Raw genomic sequence first — 18,824 nt, 5'->3', positions numbered from 1 at the left:
AATAGAACGTTTTTTCTTTCCAAGGCGGCGTGTGCAAGCTACAATTAAGTCACATCAAAGATTATAGGTGATTGCCTGTGCCGCCGATCCAAGACCACCCATTGCGTTTCCAACTCTCGAATGAGCTGCACGCACGTCCGTCTCCGACCCTCACAACGGGGTCGCGCGCGGTTTTTCTCGCGCTGAAGCACAGAAATGTCGCTGGTGTAGATGCGGTTCAAGCGGACCTTGATCATCTGATCATGTTGCTGGATCGCTATGGCGCGGCACATCCGCAGCCCGGTGCGACGCATTATTTCGGCAAACTCGGGAAGCATCGCCTGAAATGGGAGCGCCACACGGAATTTGTGACCTTCACATTGCTCGTTGACGGCCTGAGCGACCGCGCCTTTGACGCGGCTGATTTCGCTTTATTCCCAGAGGATTGGCTCGCGGCGGCACCGGGTTTGCGGATCACTTCGTGTCTTTTACGAATTGAGCCACAGCATGATGCAGGGATCATCCGCGAAAAACTATCAGAGTGGTTTGTGCGCGAAAGTCTCGCGGCGAGTTCGGTTTTGGACAGCTCGGGCGTTATTGCAGGGGATTTCCACATTGATGAAGCAGGCCATTCGCGCTTCGCTTTGTTCATTGCGGATGGTGTGGGCCAAGGGCGCACAGGTCGCATTCTGCAACGTCTGTTCGAGATTGAAACTTACAAAGCCAATTCGATGCTGGGCCTTGCCAAATCACGAGAGCTTAGCAAACGCATGGGGTCGCTTGATTTTGAATTGACGCAATTGATGAGCCAAATGCAAACCAATGGCGATGACGCAGTTGGTCAGCTCGACGAGTTGCTCCGTATCTCGGCTGAGTTGGAGGCGCTACAGGCGAAAACCTCGTTCCGTTTTGGTGCGACGGGGGCCTATGAAGCGATTGTAAACCAACGCATCCAAGCCCTACGCGAGGTGCCTTGGGAGGGACGGCAAACGCTCGCAGAGTTTATGATGCGTCGGTTTGATCCTGCAATGCGCACCGTGAAAGCGACGCAAGCGCGCCTGGAAACCATGTCAGAACGTGCTGTGCGAGCCTCGCAATTGTTGCGCACACGGGTTGATGTAGATCGCTCTGCACAGAACCAGAAGTTGTTGGAAAGTATGAACAAACGCGCCGATCTGCAATTGCGATTGCAACAGACGGTTGAGGGCCTTTCAGTGGTTGCGATCAGCTATTATGCGGTGTCTTTGGCGAGCTATCTGCTTTATCCGCTGACTGGTGTTGCAGGTACCAGTAAAGAGCTTTTGACAGCCGCCGTTACTTTGCCAGTTGTCTTGTTTGTGTTGTGGATGGTGCGACGCATTCGGGGCCATTCGCAAGAATAATCTACTTAGAGGATCGCGCCCACCACGTCGCAGGTTTCACCCGTGCGCCGCGATCTTTATCCAGCCAAAGTGCGAGTTTCCGAAGGCGGGACAACGCAAGTTTCAGCCAGATTTTGTGACGTCTCTTGGTGAAGTCGCGATTGAACGGGCAGACTCGCATACAAATTGCGCAGTCCGTGGACATTTTCGCCCAAAAACCGAAACATTTTTCCGCGTTAGAGGTCCATTTACGCACGCCTTTGATGGATGAGGTTTGGGTCGAGATATTGGGTGCTCCAAAGGGCAATGCTTTGACAGGACAGGCATCAGCGCATTTGGTACAAATGTTGCAAAACTCTGCCACACCTAGTTTTTTGGGCGTATCGGCCTCAAGGGGCAGAGTTGTAAAGATTTTCGAGAACCGCAAACGCGGCCCGAATTCCGGTGTGATCACCATTTGATTGCGCGCGTATTCTCCAAGGCCAGCTTTAAGTGCGTATGGGATAACCAAACCCGTGTCGTTCATCGACGCGACGGCCTCATAGCCCAAGTTTCGGATATAGGCGGCGAGCTGCATCACGATTGCGGCCTCATGGCTGTATTCGCGCCCCGTTGCGGCCCCCGCTAAAGCGGAGGGGTAGGTTGCGACCAAGTCCTCGTCCATTTGATGTCCCAGCACAATCACATGGGTGATGCCTGGGGGCAGATCATTGGGCGCATCGCTCATGTCGCGCGTGTCCACGCGAGACGAGTAAAGCCAGCGTTCATCAAGCTCCGTTACTGCGCAAAGGTCAGCCCCAAAAAAGGCGGCGATGCGCTTGATTTCGCGGCTCATTCTTGCGGGATCGTTAATTTCGGCACGATCAGGGGCGACGGGTGTGTCATAAGCGATAGGAGCTTGAAATCCTTCGCGTTTACCTGTTTCGGCACCGCGATCTGACATTACATCTGAGATCAACCAAGACGCATTGCGCAGGGCAAAGTCACGTTGCGTGAAACCATCGCCGCGCCGTGGTGCTGCCTCCATTCTGTAGGATGCGAAGAACCCGTCTGTTTGCGTGCTGCGTATAGTTTCGTCCCAAAAGGCACGCGTGAAAATATCATTGCGCTGTGTAAAGCGTTCGAAATCGTCGGTGACCTCAATTCCAGCTTCGGAATCATTTGCCTGTGCAGGATGATTGGAACGATATGTCATGATCCAAGCCTAACGTGCGTTGTTTTCGCTGCAAGTGCCAGATTTGAGTTTATAGGTCGCGAATGGGCGCGACGGGTCGTGTGTCTGTTTACCAGGGTGTGGGTTAAGTGAGGGAGATACCTATGAAAATTGGATTTATTGGGCTTGGGAACGTGGGTGGAAAACTGTCTAGTAGTTTGCTGCGCAATGGTATGGATCTTGCGGTGCATGATCTTGATGCGACTTTGGTTGCGAAATTTGTAGCGTTTGGTGCGCGTGACGGGGGCGACCCTATTCAAATGATGCGCGACTGTGATGCTGTTATCACTTGCCTGCCAAGCCCCGCTGCGTCTGATGCGGTTATGAGCCAGATGTTACCTGAGGTCTGCGAAGGTAAGATCTGGATGGAAATGTCCACGACGGACGAAGCCGAGGTCAAACGCTTGGGGGCGAAAGTGATCGGGGCAGGTGGCGCGGCGGTGGATTGTCCTGTGTCAGGTGGATGTCATCGCGCAGATACTGGCAATATTGCGATATTCGCAGGTTGCGCGCGCGACACGTTCGAACGTGTCTTGCCGCTTTTGACGATTATGGGCCGGCGTGTTTTGCATACGGGCGACCTTGGCTCTGCCAGCATTTTGAAGGTGATTACCAACTATTTGGCAACAGCCAATCTGGTGTCTGTAGCCGAAGCGTTGACGGTGGCCAAGGGAGCAGACATGGATCTGGGAACAGCCTTTGAAGCAATCCGGATTTCATCTGGAAATTCTTTTGTGCATGAAACTGAAAGCCAAGTCATTTTGAACGGCAGTCGCGATATTTCCTTTACTATGGATCTGGTCGCTAAAGATATCGGTCTGTTCCAAGCGGTTGCGGATCGCGCGAATGTGCCGCTGCAACTTAATCCACTGTTGATTGATATTTTCAAAGATGGCATCGAGCGGTTCGGCCCTAGAGAGTTGTCACCAAATATTATCAAACGTTTGGAAGAAATTACGGATCTGGATGTCACGGCACCCGGTTTTCCAGCTGAGATGACGGACGACGAACCCGAAGAGCGTGGTGCAGAAGTGATTGTACGTCGTTAGAGCGAGTCGCACGTGCAAGGTCTCGCCAACAGCTACCAGAACGGGTAGGGGAAGAGACCTCTACCTCTCAGCAAAGGTCGCTTTCTTATGTCTGATCCTGTGATTGCCACGCTCACTGCCTCGCCACCGCGCCGCTGGACGGGCACTGCTATGCTTGGGCTGCTTGGCGTGTTGCTGGTTTATCTGGCGTTTTCAGTGCCATTTGGCGTGTCTCAGATCGTTTTGATCCTGTGCGGTGTAGGTGTGATTGCGGCGGCAAGCCGACTTTATAGGGCCACCGCACAAGTTATTGAGCTTACCAAGACAGAGCTGCGAGTGAAAGACGGGATTGTGCTAACAGAGCTGTCAAATATAGCCAATGTAGAGCGTGGGGCCTTTGCGTTCAAACCCTCTAACGGGTTTCTTGTAACAACCAAGCAAGGCGGGCCACGTCGTTGGTCACCGGGGATGTATTGGTGTTTCGCAACGCGCATCGGCATTGGTGGTGTCACGGGAGCGCCGCAGTCAAAGGGCCTGGCCGAAACCCTGTCCATTTTGATTGCAGAGCAAGATCTTAAGTCCTGAAATGAAAAGCGCCGCGCCAGATGAAAATGACGCCGCGCTTTTTGCAATATTGCGGTTGCTTAACCGTTTGCATCCCTAACGATCTGAGGGGCATGTGTGGACGAATGTCTTAATCACTCGTGGAGCCAAGCCAACGCTGAAAGATGGAACATAGTCCGACGCTGTTTCGATCAGAATGATGCGCTCGTTGTTGATCAATGTGGGCAGCAGATCATCGTATTTTTTCAAATCGCGGTTGCGCGGCTTTGGAATATCGCAGCGACGCTTGAACCACTCCGCTTTGGATTTTTTTTCGTTACCATCTCAGCGCAAAAATGTGACGCGTAGCGCAGTTTTACCTGGGCTAAGACTGGACAGGTCTTTGTAGATGTTGCGCGCATTTGTCATATCGGATGGGATGATTGCCAGCGTTTCACGGCTAATCATGTCACTGATCGTGTAGGCCGACTTTTCCGCAACCGCTTGTGCACGATAGGCTTCAAAGTACTTGAACATTGACGCGTAAGCCCAGAAGACGACTGGAAAGATGATCGCTGCTTCGACGGAGGCCGTGCCTTTGGTATATTGCAGACACCCGCGTAATTTTGACAGGAGTGACAATTTCATAGCTATTACCATCGGTTGATGGGTGTATGCTGACACAGCGACCAAGGCGCTTTTGCCATTTTGATTGGTAGTGCGGTCAAGCTCGAGTCCCGAGGTCGGGAAGACCGGATCATAGAGCATACATGCTCGTACGATCAGCAACCTGTTTGATTGGCCTGCAGTGAATTCGCGCACGGGGTTCAAGACTTTGGATTCACCTGCAGCATGTTGAACATAATCCACCGCGTCGGGTAGTGCAGTGTAATTGCGTAGATCGCTTGCGGCCATTTCCAATCGAAGATTGGCTTCGCAATTTTCAAAGATCACCGCACCATCACAGATCATTCCAGGCACTTGGTTGTGTGTGTAGTTTGTCCATGTGTCCAGGCGGCCTTCGCGCATTGCGATTTCGAGACCGCCCTCAAACAAGGTTTAACGGACCGCGATGATCCCCATTTAGATGCTCGAGGTTAGGATCATAGCGAACACCAGGGCGAATTCGACCGTTAAGTTACCGCGCTCACCGCTGCGTGAATATTTCCGCGTGGATGGCAAGCGTGTGATCGTGCAAGGTCTCGGCAATGTTGGTTATTAGGCGGCTAAATTTCTAAACGAAAAAGATGGCAGCAAGATCACAGACATTGTGAAACAAGATGGCGGCTTGTTAGGTGTGGAAGGCTTGAATGTTGAAGCCGTGCGCACTTGGATCATCGAGAATGGTGGCGTCAGCGGCTATCGTGATGCACGCTACCAGGAAAATGGCGATGCTGCTATGGAAGAAGAATGCGATATTCTTATTCCAGCGGCTTTGGAGGTGGTAATCAACCTCAGCAATGCAGTTAGGATTAAGTCCCCTTTGATCATTGAGGCGGCGAACGGCCCTGTCACGGCGGGCGCAGATGAGATCCTCTGCTCGCAAGAGACAGTCATCATCTCCTACATGTATTCAAAGGCCGGCGCTGTGCCGGTTAGCTATTTTGAATGGGTAAAGAACCCAAGCCACATCCGCTTTGGTCGTATACAACGTCGCCAAGAAGAAGGGTGCCATCAGCTGGTTGTTGATGAGTTGGAGCGCTTGAGCTCAGACAAAGGGATTGGCTGGCAATTGTCGCCGGGTTTTAAAGAAAAATATCTGCGCGGTGCGGATGAATTGGAATTGGTACGCTCTGGCTTAGACAATACGATGCGGATTTCGTATCAAGCGATACGTGATGTCTAGCATAGCCGCGATGACGTGGAAGATCTACGCACAGCGGCTTCTTTAGTTGCTATCTATAAGGTGGCTGCGAGCTATCATGCGAAAGGGCTACAGCCACTTTTAAGATGATATAGCTTCAAGAAACGCGAAAAAAGACACGCAATGTCGCAGAGGCGTTGCGTGTGCTTAATTTTATAGTTTAGGTCTGTCTCTGAAACGTTGGGGAGAGAGGCATGCGGTTTTCAGGACTTCGCATTCTCAAAGAGGGTCTAACAGGAAACAAAGGGTGGGGCGCGCATTGGCGCGATCCTGATCCTAAGTCGGATTACGACGCGATTATCATTGGCGGGGGCGGTCATGGTTTATCCACGGCCTATTACCTTGCGAAGAACCATGGCCTAACCAATATTGCTGTCCTTGAGAAGGGCTACGTTGGCGGTGGCAATGTAGGACGCAACACCACGATTGTGCGGGCCAACTATTTCCTGAATGGAAATTCTGAATTTTACAGCCATTCCTTGAAGCTATGGGAGGGGCTGGAAAAAGATTTGAACTACAACATCATGCATTCCCAACGTGGCCTGATCAACCTTTTCCATTCCGACGGACAGCGCGACGCGTTTGTACGGCGTGGAAATGCGATGGTAAACCAAGGCGATGACGCGATTTTGCTGGATCGCGAGGGTGTGCGTAAACATCTGCCTTATCTTGATTTCGACAACGTTCGTTTTCCGATCTACGGCGGCTTACTTCATCCACGTGGCGGTACAGCCCGTCATGATGCGGTGGCTTGGGGATTTGCGCGTGGCGCGGATATGCGTGGCGTAGACATTATCCAGAACTGCGAAGTGACCGGCATCGACATAGAAAATGGTGCGGTCATAGGTGTGCAAACAACACGCGGGGCTATCAAGGCCAAAAAAATTGGGATGACAGTCGCAGGACGCTCTGGTCAAATCGCGGCAATGGCAGGCATGCGCTTGCCGATTGAAAGCCATGTTTTGCAGGCTTTTGTGACCGAAGGGTTAAAACCCGTGATTGATCATGTGATCAGTTTTGGCATGGGACATTTTTATATTTCACAGTCTGACAAGGGCGGCTTGGTCTTTGGCGGTGATCTGGATTTCTATGCTTCGTATGCATCGCGCGGCAACTTGCCGATGAAAGAGCATGTGATGGAAGCGGGCATGACGCTGATGCCGATGATTGGCGAAGCAAAGGTTCTTCGGTCCTGGGGCGGGATCATGGATATGACGCCCGATGGCAGTCCAATTATTGATAAAAGCCCTGTGGAGGGGCTCTATATTAATGCAGGCTGGTGTTACGGCGGGTTCAAAGCTGTGCCCGGATCAGGGTCTGTGTTCTCGCATCTGATCGCGACCGATCAACATCACAGTGAGGCGACGGGCTTTAAGCTTGATCGGTTCCGCACAGGTGTTGGCATAATTGATGAAGAGGGCACCGGCTCTCAGCACAATTTGCACTAGGAGGCTTGAGAGTATGGCAGCCAATGGCGTGAGTTTATTTGGCAAGATGAAGCGCGAGAGCGTTAAAGAGGGGATGATATGCGTTTGAAATGTCCGCTGTGCGGGGAGCGTGATCGCCGCGAATTTTACTATGTTGGGGATGCTGTGGCTTTGGCGCGTCCTGATCCTGATGCGGGCATATCTGCTTGGGATGACTATGTGCATAACCGTGATAATCCGGCAGGTATCACGCGCGATTTATGGCAGCACGAAGCAGGATGTGCCGCTTGGGTCGTTGTGACGCGCAATACGGTCAGTCATGAGGTGTTAGATACAGCCCTCGCGTCCGACGTTAAGAGAGCGATGTCATGAGACTTGAAAACAAAGGTCTGATTGATCGGACGCAGCCTGTGAATTTCACGTTTGATGGGCATCACTATCAAGGGTTTGCGGGCGATACGGTTGCTTCTGCTTTGTTGGCGAATGATCAGCGTTTGATGGGGCGGTCTTTCAAGTATCACCGTCCAAGGGGCGTTTTGACGGCGTGCAGTGGAGAACCGAACGCGCTAGTCACGATTAAACGCGGGGAAAATGTTGAGCCCAACGTGCGTGCAACCGTTCAAGAAATTTATGGCGGCCTTGAGGTGCGCTCGCAAAACGCTTGGCCGACGCTTGGTTTTGATGCGCTAGCGGTGAATGATCTGGCCGCGCCCTTCTTCAGTGCCGGGTTTTATTACAAAACTTTCATGTGGCCGCGCGCCTTTTGGGAGCGTGTGTATGAACCGCTTATTCGCCGTGCCGCAGGTTTGGGCGGGCTAAGTGGGACCTCCAACGATGAGGAGTATGAGAAAGCCTTTGCGTTTTGTGATGTCTTGATCATCGGCGCTGGGCCTACAGGTCTAATGGCTGCGCTAGAAGCGGGCCGCACAGGTGCGGATGTCATTCTGGCCGATGAAGATGCGCAAGCGGGTGGCCGTTTGCTCAGTGAGACTTATGAGATTGACGGACGTGCTGCGCTGGATTGGGTCGCATCTGTGATTGCTGAGTTGTCGAGCATGGACAATGTGCGGATCATGTCGCGTACGACTGTCACGGGGGTCTACGACCAAGGCACATTCGGCGCGTTGGAGCGTGTGACGGGCCATACCATCTCACGTGCAGATGCGCCGCGGGCGTGTTTCTGGCGTATCGTAGCCAAGCGTTCGATCCTTGCAGCGGGCGCGCTGGAGCGACCTATCGCGTTTCAGAATAATGACCGCCCCGGCATCATGACCGCGGGCGCTGTGCGCGCTTATCTGAATCGTTGGGGTGTTACTGCGGGTCGCGATATTGTTGTGTTTGGTAATAATGATGATGCGCATCGCACTGCGTTTGATCTAAGCGCGGCAGGTGTGCATGTGGCCGCCTTGGTCGATAGTCGTCCTGATGTGCAGGTAAGCGGCGATTTCCCCGTATATGCAGGTGCGCAGATTTGTGGCGCGAGTGGGCGGCAGGGACTAAAGTCCGTGACCATCCGTACGCAGAGCGGGACAGAAAAGATTGCCAGCGAATGTTTGGCGATGTCGGGGGGGTGGAACCCCTCTGTGCATATGACGTGTCACATGAATGGACGTCCCGAATGGCGCGAAGACATCGCAAGCTTTGTGCCGCGCGCGGGAATGATTCCGGGGATGGTGACGGCTGGTGCCTGCAATGGAACCTTCTCGACGCATGGTGCGTTAGCCGAGGGGCGCAAAGCTGCAGAGTTAACTTTGGCAGCTTTGGGCAAGAAAGCCATACAGAGCGATCCGCCTGAAGCAGAAGATGCGCCTATTCGTATTAGCCCTTTGTGGGCCGTTGGTGGAACAGGGCGTGCCTGGCTCGACTTCCAAAACGATGTGACTGTGAAAGATGTGAAACAAGCGGCGAAAGAAAACTTTCGCTCTGTCGAGCATATGAAACGCTACACGACGCAGGGGATGGCGACGGATCAGGGTAAGAACTCTAACGTGAACGCTTTGGCCATTCTTGCGGATGTGACTGGGCGTGGTATTCCCGAGACGGGGACAACCACGTTCCGTCCTCCCTACACACCTGTGCCGATTGCGGCGATGGGTGCAGGGGCCGAGGGCAAGGGCTTTGCGCCTGAGCGTTTGGTCACCTCGCACGAGAGTACAGTGGCGCAGGGTGCGCCGATGATCGAAGCGGGGATGTGGTATCGTCCAAGCTATTTTCCGAAAGAGGGTGAAACAAACTGGCGCCAGTCGTGTGACCGTGAAGTAAATATGGTGCGCAGTAGCGTTGGTATTTGCGATGTGAGCACGCTAGGCAAGATTGATATCCAGGGGCCAGACGCCGCCGCGTTTCTGGATTTCATTTATATCAACACCTTCAGTACCTTAAAACCCGGACGAGTGCGCTACGGTCTCATGCTGCGTGAAGACGGAACCGTGATGGATGACGGCACCACTGCGCGTCTTTCTAATACCCATTACGTGATGACCACGACCACCGCCGCCGCCGGCGCTGTGATGCGTCATTTGGAATATGTGCATCAATGTTTGCGTCCTGAACTCGACGTGTCGATGGTCTCTGTGACGGAACAATGGGCGCAATTTGCCGTTGCTGGTCCAAAATCGCGCTCGTTATTGAACGAGTTGCTTGATGCGCCCATCGACAATGACAGCTTTCCCTTCATGGGCTGCGGTGACGTCGCTATCGGGGGGGTAAATGCGCGTTTGTTCCGCATCTCCTTTTCTGGGGAGCATGCCTATGAGATTGCCGTGCCCGCGCGCTACGGCGCTGCGCTGTTTGATAAGCTGAATGAACACGCGGCAGCGCTGGGCGGTGGTCCTTATGGGATGGAAGCGCTCAATGTGCTGCGGATCGAAAAGGGTTTTATCACGCATGCCGAAATTCATGGGCGGGTGACGGCCTTTGATATCGGGATGGAACGGATGATTTCTGCCAAGAAGGATTGCATTGGACAGACTATGGCGGCGCGCGAGGGGCTTGTTGGTCCTGACCGCGAGCAATTGATTGGCCTGAAACCGATTGGTGCCGTGAAGCAGCTCACGGGTGGTGCGCATTTGTTTGAGCCTGAGAGCGAGCCGACGCGACAAAACTCGATTGGCTATGTGACCTCTGTTGGGTTTTCCCCGACTGAAGTTAGCTTTCTTGGGATGGGGTTCTTGATGAACGGACGTGCGCGCCATGGGGAGACGATCAAGCTGATTGACCATATGCGCGGTATCGAAACCCTTTGCGAAATTTGCGACCCTCTGTTCCATGATCCAGATGGGGGCAAGCTACGTGGTTGATTTAGTAGCAAAAACACCGGCTGAGGGGCTATTGCCTGTCACAATGGGTGGTTTGAACCTGCGCGAAGTCGTGCTGGGCGTAATGATCTCTCTCGCGCCATTTAAGGGCCAAGATGTCCAAGTGGAAAAGCTGCTTGGAGGTGCGTTGCCTAAAGTAGGACGCTCCGTTTCGAAAGCGGGGCAAGAGGTCGTTTGGTTCTCGCAAGGGCAGTATTTGGTGATCGGCGGCGCGGTGGATATGCTCCTTGTCAAACATGCGGCGCTTACGGATCAAAGCGATGCGTGGTGTGCGATCACCCTCGAGGGTGTAGGCAGTGAAGCGGTGCTTGCGCGACTTGTTCCGGTTGATCTGAGGGCAGGCACATTCAAACGTGGCCACGCGTTGCGCAGTCAGCTGGGGCATATGCCGCTACACATAACGCGTACAGGCAAAGACGCGTTTCGCTTGATGACTTTCCGTTCGATGGCGGGCACGATGGTGCATGAGGTGACGCATAAGATAAAGCTTCTGTCAGCGCGCGGGTGACTTTTGGGCTTGGATGACATAAGTACATCGATACGGCTGGTGAGGAGTATAAGTTTATGAAGACGTCGCATTTTGTAAGCTGTCTCACGCTTTGTGTGTTTGTAGCCATGCCTGCTGCCGCGAAATCCAAGAAGGACAGGTTCTGCGAAGAGCTAGCGTCTGACAGCCAGCAAATGGCGGATTTGCGGATAGGTGGCAGCGACGAAAAGGAAGCGCAGCTAATCGTTGCCGGGCAATATGACGACGACCAGTTGAACCACTTGCAGATGATCCCCTACCTCAGCAGCTTTGTGTATGGTCTTGATAAGGAAAACCTGCAAGGCGATGTCGAAGCGTCGTTTTCGGAGCAATGCAAAGGTTTTAATGGCTAACTGGACTCTGCCAGCGCTGCGACAGATACTGCGCGCATGAGCCTGCCCCCCGGATTCCTTGATGAACTGCGCACGCGCCTCAGCCTTTCGCAGGTTGTAGGTCGTAAAGTGATGTGGGATTCGCGCAAGTCCAATCAGGGCAAAGGCGATATGTGGGCACCATGCCCGTTTCACCAAGAAAAATCTGCGTCGTTTCATGTGGATGACCTAAAGGGATTCTATTACTGCTTTGGATGTCAGGCCAAAGGCGACGCGATTTCCTTTGTGCGTGAGACCGAAAACGTAGGCTTTATGGAGGCCATCGAAATCCTCGCGGGCGAAGCCGGATTAGAGGTTCCAAAGCAAGATCCGTATGCACAGCAAAAAGCAGATGAGCGCACAGAGCTTGCCGATGTAATGGAGCAAGCGGTGCAGTTTTTCCGTCTGCAATTACGCACTGGCAACGCTTCTGAGGCGCGTGAGTATCTCGATCGACGCGGCTTGAAAGAAGCGACGCAAGAGCTGTTTGAGATCGGCTTTGCGCCAGACGCATGGCAAGGGCTGTGGGATCATCTGAGCGGTAAGGGTATTTCGTCTGAGAAAATCCTCGCGGCGGGGCTTGGAAAGCCGTCAAACAAAGGCGGCAAGCCCTATGATACGTTCCGCAATCGCATCATCTTTCCCATTCGCGATGCGCGCGGGCGCTGTACGGCGTTTGGGGGTCGTGCGATGGATCCCAATGACAATGCGAAGTATCTGAATTCGCCGGAAACGCTTTTGTTTGATAAGGGGCGCAGCCTATACAACCACGGTCCCGCCCGCGAGGCGGCTGGCAAAGGCGCGCCGCTAATCGTGGCCGAGGGCTATATGGATGTGATTGCGCTTGCAGAGGGTGGCTTTGGCGCGTGCGTCGCGCCGCTTGGCACGGCGATCACGGACAACCAGTTGCATCTGCTGTGGCGTATCTCGGATGAACCGATCATTGCGCTTGATGGCGATAAGGCGGGTCTGCGTGCAGCGCAGCGTTTGATTGATCTGGCACTGCCTTTATTAGAAGCGGGCAAAAGCTTGCGATTTGCGCTGATGCCAGAGGGCAAAGATCCCGACGATTTGATCCGCGCAGAAGGCGCAGAGGCAGTGCGACGCGTGATCGACGGTGCGATGCCCATGGTGCAATTGCTCTGGGACAAAGAGATCGAGGGCAAGAATTTCGACAGTCCCGAACGCAAAGCTGCGCTTGATAAGACGCTGCGTGAAAAGCTGATGCTAATTCGCGATCCGTCTATCCGTTCGCATTATGGCCAGGCGATCAAGGATATGCGCTGGCAATTGTTTCGTGCTGGATCTGGCGCAGGCAGTTCGAAAAAGCCGTGGACAAAGGGCAAACGCGGCGATTGGCGTAATCCTCCACCTGCGCCGGCGACCGCCAGTACCAAAGCCTCGCTTCTGGCCGGTGCGGGCGAAGATACCCAGCGCCAAATGCGTGAAGCGGTGATCATCGCGAGTTTGATCTGCACACCGTATGTTGTTGCCGAATTCGAAGGCCAGTTGGAAGAGTTGCACGTGAGCACGCAAGAGCACCGCGCCTTTCTCGATCTGATCCTTGCCCATGCCAGTCATGGTCCAGAAGTGTTGCGCGAAAAAATAGTTGACGCACGCGGCATCAATAACCTTGAAAATCTGCTCGGCGCGGGCCATGTGGCGATTACACCCTGCGTTCGCCGGCCTGGTGATATAGAGATGGCGATGATGGCAATCTCTGAAGAACTGGCCAAACTTGAAGCGGAGCAGGGGCTAAGCGCAGAAGTTGCTGAAGCGGCAGAAGACCTCGTGGGGCTCGCCGATGAAAGTGTGACCTGGCGGTTAGGGCAAGCAGCGCAAGCGCGAAATCTCGCGATGCGAAGTGAACATGAAGACAAGGCTGAATATGACACTGCCCCGAATGGTGCGCGAATCAGTCGTGACGAGAAAAGTGCTTTTGATGCTTTGCTCGGGAAGTTGAACGTTACCAAAGAGCCATGAATTGGCATTTTGGTGAGGAATAGGTAAAGAAATCAGGGTAAACGGGTTTTCGAATCACTTTCACGCGCTATGATTCGGAAGGTGCGAATCAGTTCTATGTTGTGCAACTAGTTCGAACCATAGCCAATTCAGGGGTCTAGCGCCCTGCACAGGAGCATCTGCATGGCCGCCAAAGACAATGACGACCGCAAATCCGACGATCAGGACTCTGCGCATACGCTCGATATGAGCCAAACCGCCGTCAAGAAAATGATCGCCGACGCGCGCGAGCGAGGGTTCATTACTTACGACCAGTTGAACGCGGTTTTGCCGCCGGATCAGGTCAGCTCCGATCAGATCGAGGACGTCATGTCGATGCTCTCTGAAATGGGTATTCAGGTAACCGAAGAAGACGAAGACGTCGAAGAAGAAGATAAGGGCACTACCGATCTTGTTGCGGCAGGGATCAACAAAGAAGTCGCTGTTTCCACGGCTTCGTCAGAAAAATTGGATCGTACTGACGACCCTGTGCGTATGTATTTGCGTGAGATGGGCTCTGTCGAGCTGCTCTCGCGCGAAGGCGAGATAGCGATTGCCAAGCGCATTGAGGCGGGTCGCAATACGATGATTGCAGGGCTGTGCGAAAGCCCGCTGACCTTCCAAGCGATTACAATTTGGCGCGACGAACTTCTTTCTGAGGATATTTTGTTGCGTGATGTCATCGACCTTGAAGCTACCTTTGGCGATCAGATGGGCGAAGAGGAAACCACGCCTGTTGTGCCTGCTGCGGCCAATTCGGCGTCAGCGCCAAAGGCCGAAGGGACGGCTGAAATTGATGCGGATGGCAATCCGATCAACAATGATGACGACGATGATGAAGATGATCAGGCGAATATGTCGCTTGCCACGATGGAAGCTGCGCTCAAGCCGCAGGCTTTAGAGTCTTTGGGAATTATTGCTGGCCTCTACGAGCAGCTTTCGCAAATGCAAGACAGTCGGATTTCAGCGACTTTGAACGAAGATGATAGTTTCTCTGACAAGCAAGAGGCGAACTATCAAAAACTGCGTTCTGAGATTGTTGTTTTGGTTAACGAGATGCACTTACACAACAACCGCATCGAAGCGTTGATTGATCAGCTTTATGGTATTAACCGCCGCGTTATGAGCATCGACAGCTCCATCGTGAAGCTCGCAGACCAAGCGCGCATCAATCGTCGTGAATTTGTTGAGGCATATCGAGGTCGTGAGCTTGACCCGAACTGGCTGGAAGAAATGGCTGGCAAGGCGGGGCGTGGCTGGCAGATGTTCATCGAACGCTCAACCGACAAAGTTGAAGAATTGCGTGTTGATATGGCGCAAGTCGGTCAATATGTTGGGCTCGATATTTCCGAATTCCGTCGCATCGTGCAGCAGGTTCAGAAAGGCGAAAAAGAAGCGCGTCAGGCCAAGAAAGAAATGGTTGAAGCCAACCTTCGCTTGGTGATTTCCATTGCCAAGAAATACACAAACCGTGGCCTGCAATTCCTTGATTTAATTCAAGAAGGTAATATCGGCCTTATGAAAGCCGTCGATAAGTTTGAATACCGTCGCGGCTATAAATTCAGCACCTATGCGACGTGGTGGATCCGTCAGGCAATCACCCGCTCCATTGCTGACCAAGCCCGCACAATTCGTATTCCAGTGCATATGATCGAGACGATCAACAAACTGGTGCGTACAGGTCGTCAAATGCTCCACGAGATCGGTCGTGAGCCGACACCAGAGGAACTGGCTGCCAAGCTGCAAATGCCTCTGGAAAAAGTACGCAAGGTAATGAAAATCGCGAAAGAGCCGATTTCTTTGGAGACGCCGATTGGCGACGAGGAAGACAGCCAGCTTGGTGATTTCATTGAGGATAAGAATGCGGTTTTGCCTTTGGACAGCGCCATTCAGGAAAACCTCAAAGAGACGACAACGCGAGTTCTGTCCTCGCTCACGCCGCGTGAAGAGCGTGTTTTGCGGATGCGTTTTGGCATCGGTATGAATACCGATCACACGCTTGAAGAGGTGGGTCAGCAGTTCAGCGTGACGCGCGAACGTATTCGCCAGATTGAAGCGAAAGCCCTGCGTAAGCTCAAGCATCCAAGTCGTTCGCGTAAGCTACGTAGCTTCCTAGATCAGTAAGGGCGAGGGATGTCGTTACTTTCACGTTTGTTTGGGTCCAAGAAAAGCGCGAGCCCTGTAGATAATTCAGTGGAGTATCTGGACTTCCGCATCACGGCAGAACCCATGAAAGAAAGCCAAGGCTATCGCCTTTGTGCTGTGATCGAAAAAGAGGTGGATGGGGAGTTAAAGACCCATCGCCTGATCCGTGCAGATACGATTGCTAACCTCGATCAATGCAATGAAGCGTCTATTGGCAAAGCCAAGCAGATGATTGATCAAGTAGGCGAACGTCTCTTCTGATCGGTGTTGGCCAGAGTTACTAAGTATTTGCAAGGAGCGGGTTTGATGGGGCTGTTTTGTGGCGTTATTTCCTCGCTATGAGCCTTGATGCAACTGCGCAGGCCAGCTGTTTTGGCGCAAGTCAGCCGTTGTTTCACTGCACCTTTAGCGATGGTGAAAAAACGGTCGATTTATGTTTGCAAGATGACATTGTGCTTTACCGTTTTGGAGCGACTGATCGCATACCTGATATGTTGCTTGCACGCCAGGCGAGGGGCATTTCGATGACGCCATGGAACGGTGTCGCACGTGTGATTTGGGAAGATGTAACCCCGTATAATGATATCTATTCCTACATCTTGTCTTTTGCGATCGAACGTAACTTTGACGATTAGAAAAGCGACAGAAGTTTGATTGTAACTGAGAAAGACATCAAAATTGCCGAATTGATTTGTGACGCGGATAGCGTGACAGAGGCGTATTTTTACCCACTGTTTGATGCGAAGGAAATGTCTGGCCAGAAATATTGCGCTTAGACAAACCGATGGGGCGAGGGCTGCTAAGCCAGCGCCTATGTTGCCGCATTTTTGAGTCTTACGCGCCACACTAGATACAGCGTCCCTAATTACACTCTACCCAAACTCTAGCGGAGGGCGTATACTTCCTGTGGATAAGTGGGGCAAATCCACAGCCAGAGGCAGAGACAGTATATAAGGGGGACGGCCATGCGCTGCCCATTTTGCGGAAATATAGATACTCAGGTGAAGGATTCACGTCCTGCCGAGGATCATGTGTCCATTCGTCGGCGGCGTTTTTGCCCAGCGTGTGGTGGACGATTTACAACATATGAGCGCGTTCAGCTACGTGATTTGGTGGTTATCAAGTCCAATGGCCGTCGCGAAGATTTTGATCGTGACAAGCTGGAACGCTCTATTCGGATCGCGCTTCAGAAACGACCTGTTGAACCTGAGCGGATGGATCAAATGATCTCGGGTATTGTGCGCCGATTGGAGAGCATGGGTGAGACAGACATCAATTCTAAGCAGATTGGTGAGATCGTCATGGAAGCTTTGGCACGGATCGACACTGTCGCCTATGTTCGCTTTGCGAGTGTTTACAAAAACTTCCAAGCCGCTGATGACTTTGATAAATTCGTTTCTGAGTTGCGTCCAGACGTGACGCCCGAAGAGTGATCTTAAGCGATCAAGCTTATATGAAAATGGCTTTATCGCTTGCGCGGCGGGGCCTTGGTCGTACATGGCCTAATCCTGCGGTGGGCTGTGTGCTCGTGAACGCTGGTCGCATCGTGGGTCGTGGTTGGACGCAGGTGGGCGGACGTCCTCATGCAGAAACCGTCGCCTTGTTGCAAGCGGGCAAGCGCGCGAATGGGGCGACGGCTTACGTCACGCTGGAGCCTTGCGCGCATCATGGGCAAACGCCGCCTTGTAGTGAAGCCCTTATTGAAGCAGGGATAGCGCGAGTAGTTGCCGCAATCGAAGATAGTGATCCGCGTGTGTCTGGCCGTGGCTTCGCACAACTGCGCGAGGCTGGTGTTGTTGTTGAGAATGGAATTTGTGCGAAAGACGCGGCTGAGAGTAACGCTGGGTTTTTCTTGAAAACAGAAGTTGGTCGCCCGTCTGTGACCTTGAAGCTGGCGCTGAGCCTGGATGGGCGAATTGCCACGCGCACAGGTGACAGCCAATGGATCACCGGCTCAGAGGCGCGACGTGCTGTCCATGCTATGCGTGCAACGCATGATGCAGTGCTGATTGGCGCGGGGACTGCGCGCGGTGATGATCCATCGCTGACCGTGCGAGGCTTAGGCATAGGTCATCAGCCTGTGCGCGTTGTTGCAGCCCAAAGCTTGAAGATCGATCTCGAGAGCTCGCTTGCTAAAACCGCGCGGGATGTTCCTGTGTGGCTTTGCCATGGATCTGACGTCAAAGATGGGGATCGCGCAGCGTGGATCGATCTTGGCGCGGAGTTGATCGCTTGCGAGATGGACGCGTCAGGTCTTGAACCGCATCAGATGTTGCAAGCCCTTGGCCAAAAAGGATTAACGCGAGTGTTTTGTGAAGGGGGGGGTCATTTGGCTGCCTCGCTTTTGCGCGCGGATTTGGTGGATAGCTTGGTCATCCATTCTGCGGGTGTCGCGATTGGCGGCGATGGTTTGGCAGGTCTTGCTCGCATGGGGCATGATGTTTTGGCGGATGCTGCACGGTTTCGCCTAGCTTCGCATCGTCAACTTGGTGCGGATATTGAACATATCTGGCAGCGCGCCTAGCTAAGCCAAAAGTGGGCCTTCGACGCTAATAGGCCCTGAAGCTTCGACAAGATTCGATTGAGCAGTTTGGGCTTTGTCACTTTACCCGATGCAAGACGTTCCAGAACGACTTCTGCGGGGCAGGGTTGCTGCGTTATTGAATCGAAATAGCGCGGATTGTCGATGAAGGCAGCGTGCACCAAACTTTCGAGTGTAATCTCTGTACTGCGCCATGCCGGAACAGGACCAAGGTCCCTCGTGAGGCCCCATCCCGCATAAAAGGGTGCGCCAAGACAGGTGACGGTTTTACCGCGCAACAAGGCTTCAAACCCAAGGAGGGAGGTCATGGTCCAGACCTCATCCGACGCGTCGATGGCGGCAATGGGATCGCATTTATGTAAAACTGCGTCACAAAGATGCGCTGTATTCTCGTTCGCAACCAAACCTTTGCGCAAACCCGCTTCGACATCTGGCTGGGCTTTGTAAAGGATCACAGCGTCACGGTTTACGGCGCGCCCAGCGCTGAGCAAGGCCATGTTTGTGTTG

17 protein-coding genes and 1 pseudogene are annotated in these 18,824 nt (G+C 53.1%); 15 read left to right on the top strand and 3 right to left on the bottom strand.

Going from position 1 to position 18,824, the window contains the following annotated elements:
- Window positions 1–77: 77 nt before the first annotated feature.
- Window positions 78–1,361, top strand: coding sequence for a DUF3422 domain-containing protein (locus tag QZ280_RS13160; RefSeq protein WP_293444915.1), 1,284 nt, complete (start codon window positions 78–80; stop codon window positions 1,359–1,361).
- A 1-nt stretch (window position 1,362) separates the two neighbouring features.
- Here the strand turns inward: QZ280_RS13160 and QZ280_RS13155 are convergent, their stop codons facing one another.
- On the bottom strand, window positions 1,363–2,535 hold the full coding sequence (locus QZ280_RS13155; protein ID WP_293444913.1) for a reductive dehalogenase domain-containing protein: 1,173 nt from the start codon (window positions 2,533–2,535) through the stop codon (window positions 1,363–1,365).
- A 122-nt stretch (window positions 2,536–2,657) separates the two neighbouring features.
- Between QZ280_RS13155 and QZ280_RS13150 the strand changes: the two genes are divergently transcribed.
- On the top strand, window positions 2,658–3,602 hold the full coding sequence (locus QZ280_RS13150; RefSeq protein ID WP_293444911.1) for an NAD(P)-dependent oxidoreductase: 945 nt from the start codon (window positions 2,658–2,660) through the stop codon (window positions 3,600–3,602).
- Window positions 3,603–3,689: 87 nt separating this feature from the next.
- Window positions 3,690–4,166 (top strand): hypothetical protein, encoded by a 477-nt coding sequence (locus tag QZ280_RS13145; protein WP_293444909.1) that lies wholly within the window; start codon window positions 3,690–3,692, stop codon window positions 4,164–4,166.
- A gap of 303 nt (window positions 4,167–4,469) precedes the next feature.
- Here QZ280_RS13145 and QZ280_RS13140 read toward each other — a convergent pair whose 3' ends face one another.
- Window positions 4,470–5,153 carry a hypothetical protein gene (locus QZ280_RS13140; RefSeq protein WP_293444907.1) on the bottom strand — a complete coding sequence of 228 codons (684 nt, stop codon included), beginning with the start codon at window positions 5,151–5,153 and terminating at the stop codon, window positions 4,470–4,472.
- 142 nt (window positions 5,154–5,295) lie between these two features.
- Here QZ280_RS13140 and QZ280_RS13135 point away from each other — a divergent pair.
- The 12 genes and pseudogenes from QZ280_RS13135 to ribD form a co-directional block, all read left to right on the top strand.
- Window positions 5,296–6,078: pseudogene (locus QZ280_RS13135) on the top strand (glutamate dehydrogenase); the annotation flags it as partial.
- Between the two features lie 104 nt (window positions 6,079–6,182).
- Window positions 6,183–7,436: a sarcosine oxidase subunit beta family protein gene (locus QZ280_RS13130; protein ID WP_293444905.1), complete on the top strand. Its 1,254-nt coding sequence runs from the start codon at window positions 6,183–6,185 to the stop codon at window positions 7,434–7,436.
- Window positions 7,437–7,514: 78 nt separating this feature from the next.
- On the top strand, window positions 7,515–7,787 hold the full coding sequence (locus tag QZ280_RS13125) for a sarcosine oxidase subunit delta (RefSeq protein WP_293444903.1): 273 nt from the start codon (window positions 7,515–7,517) through the stop codon (window positions 7,785–7,787).
- Window positions 7,784–10,714 carry a sarcosine oxidase subunit alpha family protein gene (locus QZ280_RS13120; protein ID WP_293444901.1) on the top strand — a complete coding sequence of 977 codons (2,931 nt, stop codon included), beginning with the start codon at window positions 7,784–7,786 and terminating at the stop codon, window positions 10,712–10,714. Before QZ280_RS13125 ends, QZ280_RS13120 begins: the two co-directional genes overlap by 4 nt.
- Window positions 10,707–11,240, top strand: coding sequence for a sarcosine oxidase subunit gamma (locus QZ280_RS13115; protein WP_293444899.1), 534 nt, complete (start codon window positions 10,707–10,709; stop codon window positions 11,238–11,240). Before QZ280_RS13120 ends, QZ280_RS13115 begins: the two co-directional genes overlap by 8 nt.
- Window positions 11,241–11,296: 56 nt before the next feature.
- Window positions 11,297–11,611 carry a hypothetical protein gene (locus tag QZ280_RS13110; protein ID WP_293444897.1) on the top strand — a complete coding sequence of 105 codons (315 nt, stop codon included), beginning with the start codon at window positions 11,297–11,299 and terminating at the stop codon, window positions 11,609–11,611.
- Window positions 11,612–11,647: 36 nt separating this feature from the next.
- The gene (gene dnaG, locus QZ280_RS13105; RefSeq protein ID WP_293444895.1) at window positions 11,648–13,612 is read left to right on the top strand and encodes a DNA primase; all 1,965 of its coding nucleotides are present in this window, start codon (window positions 11,648–11,650) and stop codon (window positions 13,610–13,612) included.
- Window positions 13,613–13,774: 162 nt separating this feature from the next.
- A complete protein-coding gene (gene rpoD, locus QZ280_RS13100) occupies window positions 13,775–15,754 on the top strand; it encodes an RNA polymerase sigma factor RpoD (RefSeq protein ID WP_293444893.1) in 1,980 nt (659 codons plus the stop codon).
- Between the two features lie 9 nt (window positions 15,755–15,763).
- Complete coding sequence (locus tag QZ280_RS13095; RefSeq protein ID WP_293444891.1) at window positions 15,764–16,036, top strand: HlyU family transcriptional regulator; 273 nt, start codon at window positions 15,764–15,766, stop codon at window positions 16,034–16,036.
- A gap of 77 nt (window positions 16,037–16,113) precedes the next feature.
- Window positions 16,114–16,410, top strand: coding sequence for a hypothetical protein (locus tag QZ280_RS13090; RefSeq protein WP_293444889.1), 297 nt, complete (start codon window positions 16,114–16,116; stop codon window positions 16,408–16,410).
- Between the two features lie 330 nt (window positions 16,411–16,740).
- Window positions 16,741–17,208: a transcriptional regulator NrdR gene (gene nrdR, locus QZ280_RS13085; RefSeq protein WP_040778035.1), complete on the top strand. Its 468-nt coding sequence runs from the start codon at window positions 16,741–16,743 to the stop codon at window positions 17,206–17,208.
- Window positions 17,205–18,299 (top strand): bifunctional diaminohydroxyphosphoribosylaminopyrimidine deaminase/5-amino-6-(5-phosphoribosylamino)uracil reductase RibD, encoded by a 1,095-nt coding sequence (gene ribD / locus QZ280_RS13080; protein ID WP_293444886.1) that lies wholly within the window; start codon window positions 17,205–17,207, stop codon window positions 18,297–18,299. The genes nrdR and ribD overlap by 4 nt, the downstream gene beginning before the upstream one ends.
- Here the strand turns inward: ribD and QZ280_RS13075 are convergent.
- Complete coding sequence (locus tag QZ280_RS13075) at window positions 18,296–18,814, bottom strand: hypothetical protein (RefSeq protein WP_293444884.1); 519 nt, start codon at window positions 18,812–18,814, stop codon at window positions 18,296–18,298. The genes ribD and QZ280_RS13075 overlap by 4 nt on opposite strands.
- Window positions 18,815–18,824 lie beyond the last annotated feature (10 nt).

It is taken from the genome of Planktotalea sp., from assembly GCF_018607995.1.
Classification (GTDB): domain Bacteria; phylum Pseudomonadota; class Alphaproteobacteria; order Rhodobacterales; family Rhodobacteraceae; genus Planktotalea.
Note: the sequence above shows the minus strand (reverse complement) of the source record. Positions and strands in the feature narration are given on the sequence as shown.